This window comes from Pannonibacter anstelovis (genome assembly GCF_036881715.1).
Lineage (GTDB): Bacteria > Pseudomonadota > Alphaproteobacteria > Rhizobiales > Stappiaceae > Pannonibacter > Pannonibacter anstelovis.
On sequence record NZ_JBAKBF010000002.1, the window covers coordinates 415,956 to 438,204 of the forward strand.

At 62.0% G+C, this 22,249-nt stretch carries 18 protein-coding genes and 1 tRNA gene; 12 read left to right on the forward strand and 7 right to left on the reverse strand.

Annotated elements, in window-relative coordinates; all coding sequences use genetic code 11:
• Window positions 1-287: 287 nt before the first annotated feature.
• The 3 genes from V6L75_RS04725 to V6L75_RS04735 all read left to right on the forward strand — a co-directional run bounded on the left by V6L75_RS04725 (window position 288) and on the right by V6L75_RS04735 (window position 4,993).
• Entirely contained in the window at window positions 288-1,697 is a 1,410-nt protein-coding gene (locus V6L75_RS04725) for a tetratricopeptide repeat protein (RefSeq protein ID WP_334250358.1), read from the forward strand.
• Between the two features lie 11 nt (window positions 1,698-1,708).
• A complete protein-coding gene (locus tag V6L75_RS04730; RefSeq protein WP_334250359.1) occupies window positions 1,709-4,678 on the forward strand; it encodes a FecR family protein in 2,970 nt (989 codons plus the stop codon).
• Between the two features lie 239 nt (window positions 4,679-4,917).
• Window positions 4,918-4,993 (forward strand) — tRNA-Phe (locus tag V6L75_RS04735).
• Window positions 4,994-5,391: 398 nt separating this feature from the next.
• Here V6L75_RS04735 and V6L75_RS04740 read toward each other — a convergent pair.
• From V6L75_RS04740 to hmgA, 5 genes are all read right to left on the reverse strand, one after another.
• The gene (locus tag V6L75_RS04740) at window positions 5,392-5,589 is read right to left on the reverse strand and encodes a DUF2783 domain-containing protein (RefSeq protein ID WP_334250360.1); all 198 of its coding nucleotides are present in this window, start codon (window positions 5,587-5,589) and stop codon (window positions 5,392-5,394) included.
• Window positions 5,590-5,677: 88 nt separating this feature from the next.
• Window positions 5,678-7,342: an FAD-dependent oxidoreductase gene (locus V6L75_RS04745; protein WP_334250361.1), complete on the reverse strand. Its 1,665-nt coding sequence runs from the start codon at window positions 7,340-7,342 to the stop codon at window positions 5,678-5,680.
• Between the two features lie 52 nt (window positions 7,343-7,394).
• Entirely contained in the window at window positions 7,395-8,345 is a 951-nt protein-coding gene (locus V6L75_RS04750; protein ID WP_334250363.1) for an MBL fold metallo-hydrolase, read from the reverse strand.
• A 30-nt stretch (window positions 8,346-8,375) separates the two neighbouring features.
• A complete protein-coding gene (locus V6L75_RS04755; protein WP_334250364.1) occupies window positions 8,376-9,386 on the reverse strand; it encodes a fumarylacetoacetate hydrolase family protein in 1,011 nt (336 codons plus the stop codon).
• Between the two features lie 93 nt (window positions 9,387-9,479).
• Window positions 9,480-10,841, reverse strand: a complete 1,362-nt coding sequence (hmgA, locus tag V6L75_RS04760) for a homogentisate 1,2-dioxygenase (protein WP_425498674.1) — start codon at window positions 10,839-10,841, stop codon at window positions 9,480-9,482.
• A gap of 157 nt (window positions 10,842-10,998) precedes the next feature.
• Here hmgA and V6L75_RS04765 point away from each other — a divergent pair, with 157 nt between their 5' ends.
• The 8 genes from V6L75_RS04765 to V6L75_RS04800 all read left to right on the forward strand — a co-directional run bounded on the left by V6L75_RS04765 (window position 10,999) and on the right by V6L75_RS04800 (window position 19,034).
• A complete protein-coding gene (locus tag V6L75_RS04765; protein WP_334250365.1) occupies window positions 10,999-11,478 on the forward strand; it encodes a MarR family winged helix-turn-helix transcriptional regulator in 480 nt (159 codons plus the stop codon).
• Window positions 11,479-11,991: 513 nt separating this feature from the next.
• A complete protein-coding gene (locus V6L75_RS04770) occupies window positions 11,992-13,002 on the forward strand; it encodes an ABC transporter substrate-binding protein (protein WP_334250366.1) in 1,011 nt (336 codons plus the stop codon).
• A 101-nt stretch (window positions 13,003-13,103) separates the two neighbouring features.
• The gene (locus V6L75_RS04775) at window positions 13,104-13,877 is read left to right on the forward strand and encodes an ABC transporter ATP-binding protein (protein WP_425498684.1); all 774 of its coding nucleotides are present in this window, start codon (window positions 13,104-13,106) and stop codon (window positions 13,875-13,877) included.
• Window positions 13,874-14,641, forward strand: a complete 768-nt coding sequence (locus tag V6L75_RS04780; RefSeq protein ID WP_334250367.1) for an ABC transporter permease — start codon at window positions 13,874-13,876, stop codon at window positions 14,639-14,641. The genes V6L75_RS04775 and V6L75_RS04780 overlap by 4 nt, the downstream gene beginning before the upstream one ends.
• A gap of 498 nt (window positions 14,642-15,139) precedes the next feature.
• Window positions 15,140-16,195 carry an ABC transporter substrate-binding protein gene (locus tag V6L75_RS04785; RefSeq protein ID WP_334250484.1) on the forward strand — a complete coding sequence of 352 codons (1,056 nt, stop codon included), beginning with the start codon at window positions 15,140-15,142 and terminating at the stop codon, window positions 16,193-16,195.
• 126 nt (window positions 16,196-16,321) lie between these two features.
• The gene (locus V6L75_RS04790; RefSeq protein WP_334250368.1) at window positions 16,322-17,194 is read left to right on the forward strand and encodes an ABC transporter permease; all 873 of its coding nucleotides are present in this window, start codon (window positions 16,322-16,324) and stop codon (window positions 17,192-17,194) included.
• A complete protein-coding gene (locus tag V6L75_RS04795; protein ID WP_334250369.1) occupies window positions 17,191-17,973 on the forward strand; it encodes an ABC transporter permease in 783 nt (260 codons plus the stop codon). The genes V6L75_RS04790 and V6L75_RS04795 overlap by 4 nt, the downstream gene beginning before the upstream one ends.
• On the forward strand, window positions 17,973-19,034 hold the full coding sequence (locus V6L75_RS04800; protein ID WP_334250370.1) for an ABC transporter ATP-binding protein: 1,062 nt from the start codon (window positions 17,973-17,975) through the stop codon (window positions 19,032-19,034). The genes V6L75_RS04795 and V6L75_RS04800 overlap by 1 nt, the downstream gene beginning before the upstream one ends.
• A 58-nt stretch (window positions 19,035-19,092) precedes the next feature.
• Here V6L75_RS04800 and V6L75_RS04805 read toward each other — a convergent pair whose 3' ends face one another.
• Window positions 19,093-19,923 carry an alpha/beta fold hydrolase gene (locus tag V6L75_RS04805; protein WP_334250371.1) on the reverse strand — a complete coding sequence of 277 codons (831 nt, stop codon included), beginning with the start codon at window positions 19,921-19,923 and terminating at the stop codon, window positions 19,093-19,095.
• Between the two features lie 200 nt (window positions 19,924-20,123).
• On the opposite strand from V6L75_RS04805, the gene V6L75_RS04810 reads away from it, so the two are divergent.
• Window positions 20,124-21,089, forward strand: a complete 966-nt coding sequence (locus V6L75_RS04810; RefSeq protein ID WP_334250372.1) for a GlxA family transcriptional regulator — start codon at window positions 20,124-20,126, stop codon at window positions 21,087-21,089.
• 29 nt (window positions 21,090-21,118) lie between these two features.
• On the opposite strand, the gene V6L75_RS04815 is transcribed toward V6L75_RS04810, so the two are convergent.
• A complete protein-coding gene (locus tag V6L75_RS04815) occupies window positions 21,119-22,024 on the reverse strand; it encodes an alpha/beta hydrolase family protein (RefSeq protein WP_334250373.1) in 906 nt (301 codons plus the stop codon).
• Window positions 22,025-22,249 lie beyond the last annotated feature (225 nt).

Here is a 22,249-nt window from a genome sequence, read left to right on the forward strand (position 1 = left end):
AGTTCTTGACGTTGGGGCACTGCCCCGCGTGATGGCTGGGGCCGGTTCCGGTGATTCACCCTGAAAAAGCCACAGGCTCAAGAATGGCGCGAGATTTTGCTTCTCGCGCCATTTCTCTTTTTGTGCCAGTCGCTTGGGAACAGGTTCGTCAGGTGTAGCCGTCGATCAACACACGGCGAGATAAGGGGACCGGGCTGGATTGCAGGTTTGCTCCGGCCGGACTCTCATGTATCTCTGCAGGCGCAGGGTGATCTTAAAATCTGGTAAAGCGTAGGATGCCGGGAAACGTGACAAGTATCGGGGCAAATTCGCCGCGGGTGCGGGCAGGCCGCGCGGTTACCCGCAGCAGCAGGGTACACAGGTTTTGCGCCACTGTTGCGCTTGGACTGGTGTTTGGCGCGGCGTTTTTCGACGGCGCAGCTCAGGCGCAGCAGTTTCCAGCGGCAAACCTGAAAGCGCGCCAGCAGCAGCTTCTTCAGGCTACGCTGGCAGAGCCGCAGAATCTGGATATTGCCTTTGAATACGCGATGGTCTCGGCACAGACCGGCGACCACGAGGCTGCTATCGGCACGCTGGAGCGCATGCTCGTCTATGCGCCGGGCCTTCCGCGTGTGCAGCTGGAGCTGGGCGTGCTCTACATGCGCCTCGGCGCCAAGGACATGGCGCGCAACTACTTTGAAAGCGCGATCTCCGGCCCCAATGTGCCGCCGGAAGTGACGCAGCGCGTGAATTACTTCCTTGCAGCGATTGAGGAGCAGGAAGCTCCGGCCAAGGTCAGTGGCCTGATCACCGCCGGAGTGCGCGGACAGAGCAATGCAAACGCAGCGCCTGAGAACCGCATCGTCAACCTCAACGGGACCGCCTTCACACTTGATGATGCGGGAACGGGCAAGGCGGACGTGAATGCGTTCCTGTCCGCAAACGTGCGCTTTTCCTACGATCTTGCCAGTCAGGGTGACCGGCTTGAGGCCGACCTGATTTTCTATGGGGCACGCTACGGTGACATCAGCCGTCTTGATACGGAGATGGCAGAGATCACCTTCGGACCGTCGTTCAACCTCGCGCGCTTCGGCCTGGATGACGCAAGGCTCGGGATCTACGGCATCGCCAATGGCATCCGCCTGGATGGGGCGAATTACAGCGGCGGTTTCGGGGCTGGCGCGCGGGTTGCCGTGAACCTGAGTGAGCGTGCAGGCGTTCAGTCCCGCATTGAGGTGCGCCACAACTGGTTCAACGATACGGCGAAGCAACCCAACCTCTCCGACAGGGCAGGCTATGCAGTGCGGTTGGCGTCCAGCTATCAGTACCGGCTGACGGAAACCTTCACGGCCAGGATAACGCTGCTTGGCGATGTGGTGACGGCGAACAAGGCCTACAAATCCAATAAAACTGGAGGCTTTGCCGTTGGCGGCACGTACCGCTTTGCCTCGCCTTTCAAGCTGTCAGCCTTGCCCTGGTCCGTGGATGTGGAGGGAGGCTATCTGCACCGTGGTTACAATGAGCCGGACAGCCTGATCAATCGCAACAAGGCCCAGCGGGACAACGAGGGCTGGCTGCGCACGTCGCTTTTGATGCCGTTGGGTGAAGGCAAGATGGCTCTCGGGCTTACGGGCGAGCTGCGCCGCCAGCAATCCAATTATGACCTGAATGATTACACCAATGCATCGGGCATGTTGTCAGTCATGCGCCGGTTTTGAGGTTTGAAGCCATGATGAGCCACCTCCGCGCTGCACGCTCTCTTGCTGTTGCTGCCAGTTTTCTGCCTGCTCTGCTCGCCACCACCGCGATGGCCGCGACAGAGGTAGGCGTTGCCACGGCCGTCAATCCGCAAGCGCAGGGAACAGCGCCAGGTGCAGGTTTGCGCACCATCATGCTCGGCAACAACATCTATCACAAGGAACGCATCAAGACCGGTGGTTCCGGGCTGGTGCAGGTGCTGTTTGTCGATGGGTCCACGTTCACGGTCGGTGCAAATTCGGATCTGGTGATCGACGAATTCGTCTTTGACCCGGAAGCTGGCACGGGCAAGCTGGTGGCCAGCATGGGCAAGGGTGTGGCCAGGTTTGTCGGCGGCAAGCTTTCCAAGAACAAGGGAGGCGTCAATGTTCGTACGCCAGTTGGCACCATCGGCATCCGGGGTGGTATTGCCAATCTGGAGGTGCGTGAGGATGGCGGTACTTTCTCCCTCGTCTTTGGCAAGGAACTGACTTTCACCGGACCTAATGGCACGGCACAGCGGATCTATGAACCCGGCTACACCATGGTCGTGGGAGGAGGCGGAAGCAGCCAGCCTGAGATACGCCCGACCAGCCAGGCGGATCTTGGTTCCCTGCAACAGTCCCTGACCAGCCGTCCTGGCCAGAATGGCGGCGCGCCGCGCCCCCCCACCAACGAGGCCGTGACCCAAAGCGGTCTGACCTCCGTCAATTCGAACCTTGCGGTCGTCAACACCTTGCCGCCACCGAAGCCGGAGGTGGTCGTGGCGACGGCGTTGGCTGACGTTGAGAGCGAGATCGAGAAAACTCCGGACCCCCAGCCGGAACCAGAGCCCGAGCCTCAGCCTCAGCCTCAGCCGGAGCCCCAGCCGGAGCCCGAGCCTGAGCCCGAGCCTGAGCCTCAACCTGAGCCTCAGCCTCAGACAGTAACCCTGCGTGCCCTGAGCGGGGGCAGTGATCTTGAGTTGCCGGGGCTGGCTGGCATTCTTTCCAATCCTGGCCGCCAGGGTATTCTTGGCCGGACCACGGATTCCATCGACGAAGAGTTTACGGTTACGCTTCCAGCGGCGGGCAGATCTTCGGGCGCCTATTCCTCCGCGGATGGCGATGCTTTTCTGACCAGTGAGATCGACGGACAAACGATCACCGTTGGCGTCCCGTCAGCTTCCGGCCTGTCCTATTTCCAGTCTGTGCTGACGGATGAAGGCGTTCACATGGGGCAGTTCAGCCAGACCGGTGTCCCCTCCTGGCTGATGGTCGATTCCGCGGAAGATGGCGACATCGAAGCGAACGGGCGCGGTATTTTCTACCGGGGCAGCGGCGGTTTTATTGCGCTGCTTTACCAGAATGCCCAGATCGCGGGGGATGCGCCGGTCTTTGAGAGCGACCTCTCCGATGCCATCCTTGCATTTGGCGGAACGCCTGGTTCCTTTGACGTGATGAACCAGTCCCGCCTGCGCACGTACACACTGACGGCGGACCTGCAGCAGCTCTTGTCGTTGGGAACGGAGAGTGCGGATGGAAGCGTCATTCCTGCCAATAGCGGGGCCCTTTTCCTGAACCCGCGCGTGGCGGCAGATCTGGGTACCACATTCCTCGATGGCGTTGCCAACTCCGGCCTTCTGGTTTTGGAGGGGGGAGCAGATCTGGACGATGAGCCGCCGCTTGCGCTGGCCGCTTCCTTTTCCATCCAGGGACAGTCCTCGACCCAGCAGTCAGCCATTTCCCTTTTCCTTGGTTCCATCAAGGATGACGGTTCGGGTGAGCTTGCCCTGTCGGGCGTGCGGCGTGGTGGATACAAATCCGTCAGTCATGACGCAACCGGCAGTTTCTCCGGCAAGATCGGATCTCTGGCAGGGGCTGATGGGACCTATGCCTTCGGCAGCAATGCGGAGAACTTTGTCCTTAGCAGCAACGTCAGTCCTGCACAGAACGGCGACAGCTACGTGGTGCAGCCACCGTCCAGCCAGCTGAGTGACCATTACAGCGCGACGACTCATATAGCCGAACTATCGTCTACAGTGCCGGGCTCCACCCTGTTGGGAAGCACGCGCAACCTGTCGGGCTTCGCCGCGGGCATGGTGCAGACGAACAATGCCGGAACCCTTGTGGTGACGCCTTATGCCTCGACAGGCAGCTTCGGCAATTCGGTCAAGTTTGACGTGGACAGCCGGTCCGTATCGGCATCCTTTGAGCTCAAGCATGCAAACTACACGGGCGGCGGTAGCGTGCCCCGCATGAACGTGTCCTTTGGTAACAGCGCTTCAGCCCCCGAAAGCGAACGTGCTTCGGTCTTCATCGACAATGACCGCTATGCGGCGGTTGAGACCAATGACAGTCTGGGCAACAGTGTGCGCGGTGACAGCGGCATCAGCAAGGACGCCGACGCCAAGAGCTACTTCATTTCCAATACGCTGGTGGATGGGGCCGACAGCGCCATCTTCGCCGGCGTGACGACCAAGTGCACCTGTGCCTTCCTGGAATGGGGATACTGGGGCACGCATCTTTCAATCGACAATCCGTCACCCACTCCGGACGAACAGATGCAGGTCCATCTGGGCACATGGGCCGCCGGGCGCATTCTTGGCCCGAATGACCTGCCGAGCGGTGGCAGCGCCAGCTATGTTGGCCATGCAGTCGGCAGTGTGGTGAACGGTGGGAGCCAATACCTGGCCGCCGGCAACTTCAGCATGAACGTGGACTTTGGCACCCGCACCGGCACCGCGACCATAAGCAACTTTGATGGACGTACCTTCGGAGCCAACATCTCCGAGCCTAACCCTTTTGCGGATCAGAACCTCTTCAGCGGCAATGTTTCCGATGGCGGCACGATGAGCGGTAACTTCAATGCCTCTTTGGTGCAGGGTCCGAACAGCAATTTTGACGGCGCCATCGGCAGCTTCTCGGCCATTGATGGCTCATGGAGTGCAACCGGTGTTGCCGTGGGTGAGCGGCTGCCCTGAGGCATTTGGGGCGGCTGTTCCCGCAAGGCGCCGGAACAGCCGCTGATACGTCCCACAGCGCTTGTCCACAGGCAGAGTTTCGTTCTGAAGTGTTTGAAACCATAAAGGAAAGCTGACTTTCGGAAATGCCTGAAAAATAATCCTGCAAGCCTGCGAAAAGTTTTGCCGGGGCGCTGGACAAGGCCTGAGTGATCTCCTATAAGACCCCCACTTCCGGCGGTCACGCCAAATGAAGTCAGGCCCAGATAGCTCAGTTGGTAGAGCAGCGGATTGAAAATCCGCGTGTCGCTGGTTCGATTCCGGCTCTGGGCACCACTTCTCTCTCCCTTACGAAAATCAGAAATAGCTGCTGCATCGTGCATTGTCTCGAGCTGCGAGCGATAAGCTTTGCCGCGTTCCGGCAGGCTCCGGGTGCAGGCATCTGTCTCGGACACCCCACACGCGCCGTCCCGGCCTTTGTGCCGGGACCCGTTATGGACGTGATGCGGGTGAAGTTGGGAGGCCGTTGGACGGCAGGGCTTGGGGCGTGCTATGGCCTTGTTTCAGCGGCCTTGCATCCCTTACAGGTCCCGGCACAAAGGCCGGGACGGCGCGGAGAGAGGCGTGGCGTCTGCGTCCAAAGTGCGCCCTGATGACACTCTCACTTTCTTCAGCGGCTCAGCATTCCAAGGCGCTCTGCATCTGGCCGCTCATGTGTGGACGAGCCTGCCTCTCTACCCCTTCTGCTCCGTCTCCTTCGCCAAGGCCAGCGCTTCAGCCAGTATTGCCGGGTCGCCGATGTGGTTCATCAGGATCAGGATCAGGCGGGCGTTGAAGGCGTGGCTTTCGTCTTCCGTCAGGGCTTCGTGGGCGGCGAGAAGGCTGGCGTAGGCGTCGTCCGGGTTGGGCAGGTTCGGGGCGGTGATCAGCATGGTTCATCTATCCCGGCTGCTGCCAAGGGCGTGCAGCCTGTCAGGGGTTGATTGTTCACGTCACGCAAGGCCTCTCGTGCAAGGCACATCACGCAAGGCAGAGCGCGCGGGCGAGGGCTGTGGACACTTCGCTTGCGTCAAAGCGCTCCCAGCGGGCAGCGGTGTGCTGGTCTGGCCTCACCAGGTAAACGGCGGAGGCAGCCTGCCCGAGATAGCGCTCGCGCAGCGGCTCATTGCCTTCCGGCGAGAGCTGCAGGCAGGGCAGGATGAGGCCGTGGGCAGTGAAGCTTTCGGGCGCATCCGTGCCGATGGCCAGCAGATGGAAGCCGCCGCCAAGCCGCGCCAGAAGCCAGTCTTCCGCGCCCGCTTCCCCGCCAAGAGGCGCATCCAGCAGCGGTGCACCGGGGCGGGTGCGGGGCGGCATCAGCGGATGATCTGGCCCGTTGAGCGTCAGCCCGTCATAGACGCAAGGCACTGAAAGGCGCCCCGAATTGACGATGCTGCGGGCAAAGGGGGCCTTGGCGGCCAGATCCAGCACCGCGTTGCGGAACATGCGCGACACGCCGCTTTTCGGGGTGATGAAGTCGGTCGAGCGCGTTGAGTTGAGAATGTTCTCATCCGCCCCGTGGATGCGCTCTGCGCAGTAGCTGTCGATCAGGGCTTCAGGCGCAATGCCCTTCACCACCAGCGCCAGCTTCCAGGCCAGATTATCCGCATCCTGAATGCCGGAATTGGCCCCGCGTGCGCCGAAGGGGGACACCTGATGGGCGGAATCGCCGGCAAAGAGCACGCGGCCCTTGCGGAAGGTCTCCATGCGGCGGCACTGGAAGGTGTAGATCGAAGTCCAGACCAGTTCGTAATCCGCGCCTTCGCCCAGCATGGCATCCACACGGGCGCGCACGCGTTCTGGCTCCAGTTCGCGCTTGCGGTCAATGTTCCAGCCAAGCTGGAAGTCGATGCGCCACACGCCGTCCGGCTGCTTGTGCAGCAGGGCGCTGTCGCCGGACTTGAAATGCGGCTCGAACCAGAACCAGCGCTCGGTCGGGAAATCCGCCGTCATGCGCACATCGGCGATGAGGAAGTTGTCCTCGAACACACGGCCCTCGAAGCCCAGCCCCAGCATGGAACGCAGCGGCGAGCGGGCGCCGTCGCAGGCGATCACCCAATCTGCTTCAAGTTGATAGGGGCCGTCCGGAGTGGCGATGTCGAGGCGGGCACCTCTGCCGTTCTGCTCCAGCGCCTCCACCTTGTTGCGGCCGCGAATTTCGATGGGGGCACCTTCCGCGATGGCCGCCAGGATGCGGTCATGCAGGAATTTCTCGAAGTAGGGCTGCTGCAGGTTGATGAAGGCGGGAAACTCGTGTCCGCCTTCCGGCAGCAGGTTGAACTCGTAGAGCAGCCGGTCATCGCGGAAGACTTTACCCTTGTTCCACTGCACGCCCTTGTCCAGCATGGGCCTCGCCGCGCCAAGCCGGGCGCAGATTTCCAGCGTGCGCTTGGCAAAGCAGATGGCGCGGCTGCCTTCGCCAACGCCTTCCTGATCATCCAGCACCAGAACCGGCACGCCCTTGAGCCCAAGGTCGAGCGCGGTGGCGAGCCCCACCGGCCCGCCACCGACGACAACCACCGTATGGCGGACGGGGGCCGGCTGGTCCTGATCGGCCGAGCGTGCATAGGGGTAAAGCGCGAAGGCAAGGGCGCGTTCGCCAGCCTTGCTGGCGGGCGCAGGTGCAATTGCGGCGGGTCTGTCCACGAGGTCTCCTCCCTCTTGTCCCGTTTTCGGTGCGAGGCGTCGCAGGGCTGGTTCAGCCCTGCAATGCGGCCCACATCTCGAGGTCTCGTGCGGCGGTCCAGATACGCGGGTGGCTGATGCCGCGGGCCTCGTCATAGGCGCGGGCAACGTTGAAGGGCAGGCAGTGCTCGTAGATGGCGTAGTCCTTGAACTTCGGATCACATTCGGCGCGCACCGCGTCCCAGGCTTCCTTCAGGGTGCCGTTGCGGGCGGCAACACGTGCCACCGGGCGGAAGGTGCTATCCACGAAGTCGCGGGTGCGGTCCAGGGCTGCGTTGACGGCATCACGGCCCAGAACGGCATCGCCGCGTCCCGGCGCAATGGCATCAAGGTCAAAGGCGCGGATGGCCTCCAGCGTCGGGCCCCATTCACGGAAATGGCCGTCGCCGCAATAGCAGGCGGCATGGGCCTCAACGATATCGCCGGTGAACATCACGTTCTGGTCCGGCACGTGGATCACGATGTCGCCTGCGGTGTGGGCGCGGCCAAGGTGCATCAGGTCTACCCGGCGCTTGCCGAGGAAGACGGTCATCCGGTCGCTGAAGGTGGTGGTGGGCCATGTGAGGCCGGGGATGCTTTCATGGCCCTGGAACAGGCGGGGGAAGCGCTGGAATTCGCTGTCCCAGTCCTCCTGGCCGCGCTCGGCCACCATGGCGCGGGCGGTTTCGCCCATGATCACCTGCTGCGCCTTGAAGGCGGAGGCGCCCAGCACGCGCACGGCGTGATAGTGGGTGAGCACCACATGGGTGATCGGCTTGTCGGTGACACTGCGCACGCAGTCGATCACCTTCTGGGCAAGGCGCGGGGTGGCCTGCGCCTCGACGATCATCACGCTGTCATCGCCGATGATGACGCCGGAGTTGGGATCGCCCTCGGCCGTGAAGGCGTAAAGGCCTTCGCCGACTTCGGTAAAGCTGATGGTCTTTTCGGTGAGGTCGCCCTGCGAGGCAAATTTCTTGCTCATGGATATTGTCCGTCCGTCCGTAAATCTGTTTCAGGCGCTCGGTTCAACGGTCTGCTCGATGGCGCCGAAGATGGAATGGCCCGTGGCATCCAGCATCTCGATGCGCACCGTGTCGCCAAAGCGCAGGAAGGGAGTCTTGGCGGCGCCGCTGTTGATGGTTTCGATCATGCGGATCTCGGCAATGCAGGAATAGCCTGCGCCACCCTCGCTCACCGGCTTGCCGGGGCCGCCGTCCAGTTTGTTGGAGACTGTGCCGGAGCCGATGATGGAACCGGCGGCCAGCGGCCGGGTCTTCGCGGCGTGGGCAATCAGCTGCGGGAAATCGAAGGTCATGTCGATGCCGGCATTGGCGCGGCCGAAGGGCTTGCCGTTGAGGTCCACCTTCAGCGGCAGATGCAGCCGTCCGCCATCCCAGGCATCGCCCAGTTCGTCCGGCGTCACGGCAACGGGCGAGAAGGCAGAGGAGGGCTTGGACTGGAAGAAGCCGAAGCCCTTGGCCAGTTCCGCCGGAATGAGCCCGCGCAGCGACACGTCATTGACCAGCATGATGAGGCAGATGGCCGCCCGTGCTTCGTCAACGCTTGCCCCCATCGGCACGTCATCAACGATGACGGCCACTTCGCCCTCCATGTCGATGCCATAGGCTTCATCAGCCATGCGGATGGGATCGCGCGGCGGCAGGAAGCTGTCGGAACCGCCCTGATACATCAGCGGATCGGTCCAGAAGGTTTCCGGCATCTCCGCGCCGCGCGCCTTGCGCACCAGTTCAACGTGATTGACGTAGGCCGAGCCATCGGCCCACTGATAGGCGCGCGGCAGCGGCGAATGGGCGTCATGCTCGTGAAAGCGCATCGAGGGCACGGCATCGTGCTCCAGGCTTTCGGCCAGCACGGCCAGCTTGGGCGCAAGTGCTGCCCAGTTGTCCAGCGCTGCCTGCAGGGTGGGGGCTATGTGGGTGGCTTCGGTGCAGCGGGTCAGGCTCTTGTTGACCAGCACAAGCCGTCCGTCACGACTGCCGTCCTTCAGCGTGGCAAGTTTCATGGTGTTTTCCCGAAAACTGGTGTGAGAGGGCGGCAGGCTCCCCCGGCCCGCCGCTGCCCCGTGTGATGTTTGGCACTGAGTGGCTGCTGCCGCTCACTTCACGCCGGGCGTGCCGTCGAACTTCTTTTCGAGGCTGTCCCAGCAGTCGATGTAATCATCCTGCAAGGGCGCAGAGGTCGCTGCCCATTCGGTCAGGTGCTGGGGAAAGCGGGTTTCGAACATGAAGCTCATGGTTTCGTCCAGTTTTTCCGGTTTCAGTTCCGCGTTGGACGCGCCCTCGAAGGCGTTGCGGTCCGGCCCATGCGGCAGCATGCAATTGTGCAGGCTCATGCCGCCGGGCACGAAGCCCTTCGGCTTGGCATCATAGATGCCGTAAATGTTGCCCATCAGTTCGGACATGATGTTCTTGTGGTACCAGGGCGGGCGGAACGAGTGCTCGGCCACCATCCAGCGCTCGCGGAACAGCACGAAGTCGATATTGGCGGTGCCTTCGACGCCCGAAGGGGCGGTCAGCACGGTGAAGATCGACGGGTCCGGATGGTCGAAGAGAATGGCTCCGACCGGCGAGTAGGTGCGAAGGTCATATTTGCAGGGAGCGTAATTGCCGTGCCAGGCGACGACATCCAGCGGCGAATGGCCGATTTTCGTCTCGTGGAACTGGCCGCACCACTTGATGATGACTGTGGACGGCACCTCCCTGTCCTCGAAGGCGGCGACCGGCGTCTTGAAGTCGCGCGGGTTGGCGAGGCAGTTCGCGCCGATGGGGCCACGGTTCGGCAGGTCGAACTTCTGGCCGTAATTCTCGCAGACAAAGCCCCGGCAAGGGCCCTCCAGCACTTCCACCCGGTAGACAAGCCCGCGTGGCAGGATGGCGATTTCCTTCGGTTCCAGATCAATGATGCCCAGCTCCGTGCAGAAGCGCAGGCGGCCTTCCTGGGGCACCACCAGAAGCTCGCTGTCGGCGGAGAAGAAGTACTCGTCCACCATGGAACGGGTGACCAGATAGATGTGACTGGCCATGCCGGTCTGGGTGTTGACGTCGCCAGCTGTCGTCGCCGTGCGCATGCCGGTGACCCAGGTCAGCGGCTCATCCGCATGGGGCACCGGGTCCCAGCGGTATTGGCCCAGGCTGATCACGTCATCAACGATGTTGGGCGCACTCTTCCAGAAGGGCACATCGATCTTCGTGAAGCGGGTGGTGTGCTTCACCGACGGGCGGATGCGGTAGCACCAGGTGCGCTCGTTCTGGCCACGGGGCGCGGTGAAGGCGGTGCCGGAAAGCTGCTCGGCATAAAGGCCGTAATTGCACTTCTGCGGCGAATTCTGTCCCTGTGGCAGCGCGCCGGGCAGGGCCTCCGTTTCGAAGTCATTGCCGAAGCCGGGCATGTAGCCCTCGACCGTGCCGTTGACCGTGGCGGCGCGAACCATGCCTGTGGGCAGGGCGTGCGTTGTCATGATGTCCTCCTCTTGCCGGCTCCCCCGGCCGTTGCCTGTGATAATAGTTGCAAGTGCAACCAAGTCAAGAGAGGATGACAGGGAAGGGCGCCCGTGGCAGTTTGCGCGCCCAAAGCGGCCCATCAAGCGGCATTACGGGGCGGGAGACGGGGTGAAGATGACAGGTCCGGCGGATGGTTTCGATCTTGAGGCGTTTCTGCCTTATCTGCTCAATCAGGCAGCAGAGGCGACCAGCCGGTCCTTTCAGGCGGTCTACCGGGACGACTTCGGCCTGACACGCACCCAGTGGCGGGTGATGGCCAATCTCGGCAAGTTCGGCTCCATGACGGCGCGGGACATCTGCGCCATTTCCCACATCGAGAAAACCAAGGTCAGCCGCGCCGTCGCGGGGCTGGAAGCGGATGGCTACCTGCGGCGGCAGAAGGCACCGCAGGACCGGCGGGCGGAGATTCTGTCGCTTACACCCAAAGGCCGGGATGTCTTCCTGCGGCTTGGTGAGCGGGCGATGGCCTATGACCGGGAGCTCAGGGCGGGGCTGGGGCCGGATGTCTCTGCTGCACTGGAAGAGTTTCTCCGCCAGCTGATCCGGGAGGGGCGGGATATGCCGCCGGATGAGGATGCGGATTCGGGTGCTTGAGAGCGGCTAATCCGCAGATTTGACAGGGCAAAAGACTCTGCTAACCGCCCGGATTTCATCTGGTCAGACCACGGATGGTGAAATTTTGGGCGGCATGCGGAGCGTCAGGGATCAGATGGGCGCAGTGCATTGATGCCTTGATGCCTGGCAAAATCCCTCCATCGTCATCCCGGCCAAGCGCAGCGCGAGCCGGGACCGGTGAGCTGGAGCCTTAGATAATTCAAAAGGTTATGGTCGACAGGCCGTGGCTCTCCGGTCCCGGATCTTCGCTTCGGTGCGTCCGGGATGACGATGGAGAGGGGAAGTGAAGGGCGCGGAGCAGACTGTAATGTGCTTGTCCGCATGATCCGGTGTGATCAGATTAAGTATCTGAATAGAAAAAGAAAAATCCACCTTGCCTGCTTCTGTTGCGCTTCCGTGCTGAAACGGCAAGCAGCGTAAAAACCTGCTTGCCTGCTGTGCATCCCCGGGTCACTCTGCTGTCACAAACTGGGAAAACCAGAGGGGAACAGCATGCGTCGTCTGATGGGTTTTGCGATGGGTCTGGCGCTGTCGGCGTCTTCGGCTCTCGCAGCAACGGATGTGAAATTTACGCTCGACTGGAAGTTCGAGGGCCCGGCGGCTCCGTTCTTCATTGCGCTGGACAAGGGCTACTTCGCTGAAGAAGGGCTCAATGTCACCATCGACACGGGCGCAGGCTCGCGCGAGTCGATCCCGCGTGTGGCAACGGGCGCCTATGAATTCGGCTTCGGCGATATCAACGCCCTGATCAAGCTGCTGGACGAGCAGCCAGACCTGAAGGCCAAGGCCGTGCTGATGGCCTATGAGCGTCCGCCCTTTGCCATCATTGGCCGCAAGAGCCTTGGCATCACCGAAGACCCGAAGTCGCTGGAAGGCAAGAAGCTGGGGGCGCCCCCGCCGGATGCCGCCTTCGGGCAGTGGCCAGCTTTTGCGGAAGTGGCTGGCCTCGACACCTCCAAGATCACCATCGAGAATGTCGGCTTTCCGGTGCGCGAGCCCATGCTGGCGCAGGGGCAGGTGGATGCCATCTTCGGCTTCTCCTTCTCTTCCGTGCTGAACCTGAAGGCGCAAGGCATTGCTGACAACGAGATCGTCACCATCCTGATGGCCGAGAACGGCCTCGACCTTTACGGCAACGTGGTGATGGTGAACACGGACTTCGCCGCTGCCAACCCGGACGCGGTGAAGGGCTTCGTCAAGGCGCTGACCAAGGGCTATCTCGACGCCATTGCAGATCCGGAAGCCGCCATCCCCTACGTGATGAAGCGCAATGAGGTGCTGGATGCAGCCGTGGAGACCGAGCGTCTCAAGATGGCTGTCGAGCAAGCTATTGCCACCCCGGCAGTCAAGGCGAATGGCTTTGGCGGTGTGGATATGGCCAAGCTGACCAAGAGCATGGACTATCTCAAGACATCCATGGGTGTCAGCGCCAATCCGCCTGCGGCTGAAAAGGTGTTCGATCCGTCCTATCTGCCGCCTGTCGAAGAGCGGATGGTCAAGTAACCCAGACTTTGCACCCTCCCGGCTGGCCTGCCGCCCGCCGGGAGGGTGTTTGCATCGTGCGGAATGATCTTTTGGGGGCGCGGGTGGCCGGTTTTGTAGAATTGCGGGATATCCGCCTCACCTATGGCGGTGGAGATACGGGCACGCTGGCGCTGGACGGGCTGACCATGTCCGTGAAGAAGGGCGAGTTTGCTGCGGTTGTCGGGCCTTCCGGCTGCGGCAAGTCCACGCTGATGAAGCTTGCCACTGGCCTGATGCGCCCAAATGCGGGCACCGTGGAAGTGGCGGGCAGGGAAGTCAGCGGCCCGGTGAATGTCGCCGGTATGGCCTTCCAGAATCCGTCCATGCTGCCCTGGCGCACTACCCTCGACAATGTGATGCTGCCGCTGGAGATCGTGCAGCCGCACCGCGCCCGCCTGCGCAAGGAAAAGGCCGCCTATGTGGCCAAGGCCGAGGCGCTGCTGTCGCTCGTTGGTCTCAAGGGGTTTGGCGCAAAGTTTCCCTGGCAGCTTTCGGGCGGCATGCAGCAGCGGGCCAACCTGTGCCGCGCGCTGGTGCATGACCCTGCGCTGCTGATGCTGGATGAGCCCTTCGGTGCGCTCGATGCCTTCACCCGTGAAGAGCTGTGGCAGGTGATGCGCGACCTGCATGCGGAAAAGGGCTTCACCACCATTCTCGTCACCCATGACCTGCGCGAAGCCGTCTATCTGGCCGACCGGATCTTCGTCATGAGCGCAAGGCCGGGCCGGGTGATTGTGGAGCGCGAGGTGACCTTCCCGCGCCCGCGGCCCATCGATCTGACCTATGAGGCCGGATTCAACGACATCGTGCATGAGTTGCGCGGCTATATTGCAGAGGCGAGGGCGGCAGCATGAGTGAGCGCTGGATCAAGGCGGCCCCGTGGCTGTGGACCATCGGGCTCTTTCTCATCTGGCAGGCGGCCTGCAGCATCCTGAAGCTGCCGGTCTATATCCTGCCGTCACCAATGGATATTTACGCCGCCACGGTGAAGTTCTGGCCCGCCATCTGGAAGAACTCGCTGCAGACGCTTTTCACCACCGTGCTCGGCTTCGCGCTGGCGGTGGGGGGCGGCCTGCTGCTCGGTCTTGCCATTGGCTGGAGCAGGGCAATCTATGCGGGGCTTTACCCGCTGATGATCGGCTTCAACTCAGTGCCGAAAGTGGCGGTGGTGCCCATTCTGGTGATCTGGTTCGGCATCGGCACGGTTCCGGCGGTGCTGACTGCCTTCCTCATCGCCTTCTTCCCCATTGTGGTGAATGTGGCCACCGGCCTTGCCACCATCGAGCCGGAGATGGAAGACGTGCTCAGGGCGCTGGGCGCGCGCAAGATGGACATCATGCTCAAGGTCGGCATTCCGCGCTCGATGCCCTACTTCTTCGGCTCCCTGAAGGTGGCCATCACGCTGGCCTTTGTCGGCTCGGTCATCTCCGAGACGGTGGCTGCCAACTCTGGCCTTGGCCACATGATGCTGGCGGCGCAGTCGCAGTTCAACGTGCCACTGGTCTGGGCAGGATTGGTCGCGCTCGCCGTGCTCGGCATCGTCATGTATGCGATCATGGCATGGCTGGAAATGCGCATGACCGGATGGGCGCACCGGTCCGGTTCGGCGCGAGCCTGACACCTCTCTTGCAAACTTAAAAAGCCGTTTCGTACATGACGTTGCGGCATGCTTTCGGCCGGTTAATTCCGGCCGTTTAGCGTTGCGCGCGGGTGCGGCCAAACGTGACCTGGCTGCGCATTATCGCTTGACGCCTCAAGGCTTTACTGTGACGTTTCGGTGCTGTCATATTAGGCGTGGCCGGAGTTTCATGAAACTGTCACAAAAGAGAATCCGAACTGACATGCTGATGCTCTAAGGCGCATGTCTGAAGCCTTCGCCGCAATGAGCGAAGGGCGGCGGCAGGGCCGGAGTGCGCAGCAGGGCTGCCTCCCCATGGCCTTTGAGGGATCCGGGCGCTGTGCCTGAGGTCTGCTGACGCGGCAAACGGGTTCCCTGGCCAAAGGCCAAGAGGGCGACTGGTTGACACCGGCGGGGCAATGTCTCAGCCGGAACAGTGAGGAGAAGCGAATGAGCATGAAAAAGACACTTGCTGCAGCGGTGAGCCTTGCGGCTCTCATGCAGGCCACTGCCGTAAATGCGCAGTCGATGGAAGAGATCATCGAAGGCGCCAAGAAGGAAGGCATGCTGACCACGATCGCTCTCCCGCATGACTGGTGCGGCTATGGCGATATCATCGCTTCCTTCAAGGCCAAGTACCCCTTCCTGACCGTCAACGAGCTGAACCCGGATGCCGGTTCTGCCGACGAGCTGGAAGCCGTGCGTGCGAACAAGGGCAACACTGGCCCGCAGGCTCCGGACGTTCTGGACGTTGGCCTCTCCTTCGGCCCGCAGGCCAAGGCTGAAGGCCTGATCCAGCCTTACAAGGTTTCCGTCTGGGATCAGATCCCGGCTGATGTGAAGGACGCCGAAGGCTACTACTACGGCGCTTATTATGGCGTGATGTCCTTCATCGTGAACAAGGACCTCGTCGCCAACACCCCGGCCGAATGGGAAGACCTGCTGAAGCCGGAATACGCCGGTCAGGTGGCTCTCGCCGGTGACCCGCGCGCGTCCAACCAGGCGATCCTCGGCGTTCTCTCCGCAGGCATGGCGCAGGGCGCTGCTGCCGGCACGGCTTCCGGTGAGGCTGGCCTTGAGTTCTTCAAGAAGCTGAATGACGCCGGCAACTTCGTTCCGGTCATTGGCAAGGCAGGCACTCTGGCCCAGGGCACCACGCCGATCATGGTGATGTGGGACTATAACGCCCTGACCGCCCGTGACACCCTGAAGGGCAACCCGCCGGTGGAAGTTGTCGTGCCGACCAAGGGCACGCTGGCTGGCGTCTACGTTCAGGCCATCAGTGCCTACGCGCCCCATCCGAACGCAGCCAAGCTGTGGATGGAGCACATCTTCTCCGACGAAGGCCAGAACGGCTACGTGAAGGGCTATTGCCACACCGCCCGCTTCAACCAGATGGTTGCCGAGAAGAAGATCCCGCAGGATCTGCTGGACGCCCTGCCGCCGGCTGGCCCCTATGAAAAGGCCTATTTCCCGACCATCGAAGAGCAGAACGCCAACAAGGAAGCTGTTGTTGGCGGCTGGGACAAGGTCGTTGGCGCCAACGTTCAGTAAGAACGTCTGACGCATGAGACCGTCCGGTCCCGGCTCAGTTGCCGGGACCGGACCACTGCTTTCCGGGTCAGCTGCCTGCGAGTGGCTGGCATGCGTTTCACAAGGCGACCTCGGGGGCTCAGCCTTATGACGAAACCGACAAGGACAAGTGCGTTCCGATTGAACCTCAATTGGCTCGGCCTTGCTCCCTTCACGCTCTTTGCGTTCCTGTTCCTGATCCTGCCTGCCCTGCAGATTGTGCTGGGTGCGTTCCAGACGCCGGATGGCAGCTTCACCCTTGAAAACATCCGTGGCCTGAATACGGACTCCATCAAGTCCTCCTACTGGGTGTCTATCCAGCTCAGCCTCGTAACCTCGCTTCTGGGGTGCCTGATCGGCTTTGCAATGGCTTCGGCCGTGATCCTCGGCGGGCTGCCTTCGCGGGTGCGTTCGGCGCTGATGACCTTCTCCGGCGTTGCGTCCAACTTTGCCGGCGTGCCTCTGGCCTTTGCCTTTCTGGCGACCCTGGGGCCTGTTGGTCTGGTCACCATGTGGCTCAGGACCGAATTCGGCATCAACCTGCGCGGGCTCGGCTTCAATCTCCTGTCCTTCTGGGGGCTGGTGGTCGTCTATCTGTTCTTCCAGATCCCGCTGATGATCCTGATGATCGCCCCGGCGCTGGATGGGCTGAAGCGGGAGTGGAAGGAAGCGGCCTCGATCCTGGGTGCGACCACGGCGCAGTACTGGCGCATGGTGGCCATTCCGATCCTGTTTCCGTCCTTCCTCGGCACGTTCGCGCTGCTTTTCGCCAATTCCTTCGGCGCCATTGCAACGGCTTTCGCGCTGGCCGGGCCGCAGTTCAACATCGTGCCGATCAAGCTGTTTGCGCAGATCCGCGGCGACGTTCTGGGCAATCCGCATCTGGGCTATGCGCTGGCCTTCGGCATGATCGTCATAACCGGCGTTGCCAACGGGCTCTACATCTGGCTGCGGGTGCGCAGTGAAAGGTGGCTCAAGTGAACCGTCTTCTCGCCTGGGGCACGCTCCTTCTCGGCTGCATCTTCTTCGCCCTGCCGCTGATCGGCATGACGGAATTCAGCCTGCGGATGCGGCGCGATGCCTATTCCTTCGATGCCTATGTGGCTGTCCTTGCCGATCCGCGCTTTCAGGAGACCTTCATCTATTCGGTCTCCATGGCGCTGGCGACGATCATTGCCGGTGTTCTGCTGGTGGTGCCGACAGCCTTCTGGGTTCGCCTGAAGCTGCCGGCCGCCCGTCCGTGGGTGGAATTCATCACCCTGCTGCCGCTGGTTATCCCGGCCATCATCGTGGTCTTCGGCTATATCCGGCTCTACAACACCTCGTCCATGCTGCCGCTGACAGGCAGCATCTGGGGCACCAACATCCTGCTCATGTGCGGCTATGTGATGCTGGCGCTGCCCTACATGTACCGTGCGGTGGATACGGGGCTCAGAACCATCGACGTGGCGACGCTGACGGAAGCGGCCATGAGCCTTGGCGCCGGATGGACGACGATCCTGTTCCGGGTGATCCTGCCCAACGTGCTGATTTCGGTGCTGTCGGGAGCCTTCCTGACCTTCGCCATCGTCATCGGCGAGTTCACCATGGCAGCGCTTCTGAACCGTCCGGCCTTCGGACCCTTCATGGCAAGCCTCGGCGTCAACCGTGCCTATGAGCCGGCAGCGCTGGCGGTGATCGCCTTTGCCATCACATGGGGCTGCATGGCGCTGATCCAGCTGGCCGCCCGCTTCTCCAAACATCTACAGGCTCGACGCTGATGGCTTTTCTCGAACTCAAGAACCTCCAGAAGTCCTTCGGGCTCAACACCGTCGTGAAGGACTTCTCCCTGTCCGTCGGCGCCGGTGAATTCATCTCGCTGCTGGGGCCGTCAGGCTGTGGCAAGACGACGGTGCTGCGCATGGTCGCCGGTTTCGAAACGCCCACCACGGGTGTCATAGAAATCGGCGGACAGAACGTCACCTACGCCAAGCCGAACGCCCGCAACATCGGCATGGTGTTCCAGGCCTATGCCCTGTTTCCCAACATGACGGTGGCACAGAACGTTGCCTTCGGCCTGAAGATCAAGGGGGTGCCGCGGTCCGAGGCCGACGCCCGTGTAGCCGAGATGCTGAAGCTGATCGGCCTGCCGGATCTGGGCGGGCGCTATCCGTTCCAGCTCTCGGGCGGGCAGCAGCAGCGTGTGGCTTTGGCCCGTGCACTTGCCCCACGGCCCAACGTGCTGCTGCTGGACGAGCCGCTCTCGGCGCTCGATGCCAAGATCCGCGTCAGCCTGCGCAACGAGATCCGCGAGATCCAGAAGGAACTGGGCATCACGACGATCTTCGTGACCCATGATCAGGAAGAGGCGCTGTCCATGTCGGACCGAATCGTCGTCATGTACGGCGGTGTGGCCGAGCAGGTGGGCAATCCCTTCGAGATCTACAGCCGCCCCAGAACGCAGTTCGTCGCCAATTTCGTCGGCACGCTCAATACGTTTGAAGCGAAGGCGGTGGACGGTGAGAAGGGCGTCATCAGCCTTGCCGGGCGTCAGATCGCTCTGACGGAAGGCGGCCTTGCTGCGCGCAAGGATGAGGCGCTTTCCGTTGCACTGCGGCCCGAGGCGCTGCATCTGGGCCGTGGCAGCGACGATGACATTCTTTTGCCTGCAGAGGTCGAGGATGTGCATTTCATGGGAGCCATCATCCGCCTGAAGCTGAATGTGGCGGGCACGAAAGTGTCGCTCGACACCTTCAACCGCAGCGATGCCCCGCCCCCGTCTGCAGGCTCCACCGTAGAAATCGGCTTCGCCCCGCGTGACCTGATCGTGCTGCAGGGTTGACGGAAATTGTCCTGGGGCCGCCTGATGGCTGCCCCAGGTGCTCTTGACGTACTGGTGATCATGCGCGGGCAAAGGCCAGCAGATCCGGGTTGATCACCTCGGGATGGGTCGCGAAGGGGGCATGCGAGAGGCCCGGATAGGTCTTCAGCGTGCCGTTCTTCAGAAGCTTGATGGCCTTGTGCGCGGAGTTCGAGATCGGGACGATCTGGTCATCCTCGCCATGCATCAACAGGACCGGGATGGTGAGGGCCTTCAGATCCTCAGTGAAATCGGTCTCCGAAAAGGCCTTGATGCAATCGTAGTGGGCCTTGGCGCCGCCCATCATACCCTGTCTCCACCAGTTCTGGATCTGGCCCTGGCTGACCTTGGCACCCTCCCGGTTGAAGCCGAAGAACGGTCCACTCGGGATGTCGAGGAAGAACTGTGCGCGGTTGGCGATGAGGGCTGCGCGGAAGCCGTCGAAGACTTCGAGCGGAATGCCGTCTGGATTGGCCTCAGACTTCACCATCACCGGGGGAACTGCCCCGATCAGAACGGCCTTGGCGATGCGGCCCTTTTCGGCCCGGGCGGCGTAGCGCGCCACTTCACCGCCACCGGTCGAGTGGCCAATGTGGATGGCATTCTTCAGGTCCAGCGCACGGGCGAGTTCGACAACGTCATTGGCGTAGGTGTCCATGTCGTTGCCGGTGTCCGTCTGGTCTGAGCGGCCATGGCCACGCCGGTCGTGGGCAATGACGCGGTAGCCCTGCTCCAGGAAATACAGCATCTGATTGTCCCAGTCGTCGCCGGACAGCGGCCAGCCGTGATGGAAGACAACCGGCTGGGCGTCCTTCGAGCCCCAGTCCTTGTAGAAGATATTGGTTCCGTCCTGCGTCTTGATCGTAGCCATGGTCAATGCTCCTTGTGCCTGGGCGCCAGCCGCCCGGTTCAGTATCAGAAGGGCAGCGGCTGCTGCCCCGGTGGAAAGAAGAGTTCGCCGTGTGAGGTCGAAGGTCATTGCGATCCCTTTCTGTTTGGCATGGACAAGCTACGCCGTAGCCCGTAGGAAAGGACGTGGCGGAAAAGACAATAAACGGGGTAAAAAAGACAATGACGCAGGCGGCAGAACCCGTGGCCGAGATCGGCCTTCTGATCTATCCGGACTGCCAGCTTGCGGCGGTCTATGGCCTTACGGACCTGTTCCGTATTGCGGGCGAGTGGACCGGTGAACCACCGCGCGGCATCCGTGTCTCGCACTGGCAGGCAGGTGGTGAGGGGGTAGAGCCAGTGTGGGACAGTCATCCCGGCGAACCGCACCGGCTGAGCCATGTCATCGCCCCGCCAAGCCTGATCATGCCGGACCGCATGGCGCAAATGCCAACGGCCGCGCGCTGGATGAAGGAGCAGCACCGGTCAGGGACCACGCTCTGCTCAGTCTGTGCCGGTGCATTCGTGCTGGCTGAGACCGGGCTGATTGACGGGCGCCGTGCCACAACGCATTGGGCCTTCGCTCAGCAACTGGCGCAGCGGTTTCCCAAGGTGCATCTGGCCGACGAGAGCATTGTGGTCGACGAAGGGGATATCATGACGGCTGGGGGCATCCTTGCATGGGCCGATCTGGGGCTGACGCTTGTGGGCCGGCTGCTGGGGCCGGCGACGATGCTGGCCACAGCCAGGTTTCTGCTGATCGAGCCGCCGCGTCAGAGCCAGCGCCCGTTTGCGCAGTTCATTCCGCGGCTGGATCATGGCGACGATGCGATACGGCAATGCCAGCACCGGATCCATGCGGAGGCAGCCAGCCTGCAGGGCGTTACCGGTCTTGCCGCCACCGCCGGCATGACCGCAAGGACCTTTCTGCGCCGCTTCAGCGCCGCCACAGGGCTCACGCCCGTCGAATATCTGCAGCAGGTCCGCATCGCCAAGGCGCGGGAGGCGCTGGAGCGCACATTGACCCCGGTCGACCGGATTGCGTGGGACGTCGGCTATTCTGACCCGGCAGCCTTTCGCAAGCTGTTCCAGAAGCTGACAGGCCTGCCGCCTGCCGCCTATCGCCAGCAGTTCGGCATTGCCTCATAGGGCCCCAGGACAGGAGTCAGAGCGAGGTTTCAGCCCTTTGAAATCATCCAGTTGAGGATGAGGCGCCAGTCGGTCATGCGGATCGGGGTGCCGTGGGTGCCGGTCTCGAACAGGGTGAAACGGACCGGGTAGCCGGGGGCCCTGGCGCGGAACTGCTCGAAGAACTGCACCTGTTCTTCCCAGTTGTAGACCTTGTCCCAGCTGCCGTGGCCCATGTAGATGGGCACGCGCAGAGCCGGGTCCTTCAGGGTGCGGCTGGCGAAAATGCCCTCGTCCTTGGGAGAGCCGAAGAACAGCAGACCCGAGAGCTTGCGTGCGGTGGCCGGGGATTTGGCGAAGTTCCAGCACAGGATGCCGCCCATGGAGCCGCAGGCCACGAAGATCTTTGCACCCGGCGAGTTGGCGGCATAGGCATTGATGATGGCCTCCACGTCCTTGGTGCCTTCAGCACCGAAATCAGTGAAGTCGGGGGTGATATAGACACCGCCGTTGCGCGACATCAGGTTCTTGATGCGGTTGAAGTTGCCGCCGAAGGTGACGTCATTCATGCCCTGAAAGCGGTTGCCGCCCTGGCCGTGAACATAGATCACCACGTAGGCTGCGCCACCATCGGTCTTGCCAGCAGCCATGTATTTCACAGTCCGGCCATTGGCCTTCAGTTCCATGTCTTCCTGGCTGCTGCGCGGATGATAGGAGACATAGTTACCCCAGACTTCGCGCTCAGGCTCCTTGTCCCGCTGGTGAATGTCGCGGGCCTTGTCATAGGCGACCACTTCAAAATCACCATCATGATAGCTGTTGAGCAGACCGGGATAAGCGAAAAGGTCGTCCTTGTAGGGCGCCAGAGACCGGGCTGCGGCCGGGGAGACCGTAAGGCTCGCGGCCACAAGAAGGGCACTCAGTCCGGCCAGGAAGCGGGAAGGTCTTGCGGTCATTAGGACATCCGGTTGAAAGCATCATGGCCTCCCTGCACCTGTCAGCTCAACTGGCATACGGGGCAGGAGTTACAGCTCTTCGTGCCAAGAGATAACGGCAGGGGAGGGGTCTGACAAACAATTAATGGCGCTTTCGAACACTCGGATTCTATCGCTAGGAAAGCATGCAATTTTGCCTGGCTTCTTCCTGAGTGTCTGATTGATTCTCGTGCGGTCTTGTTGTTC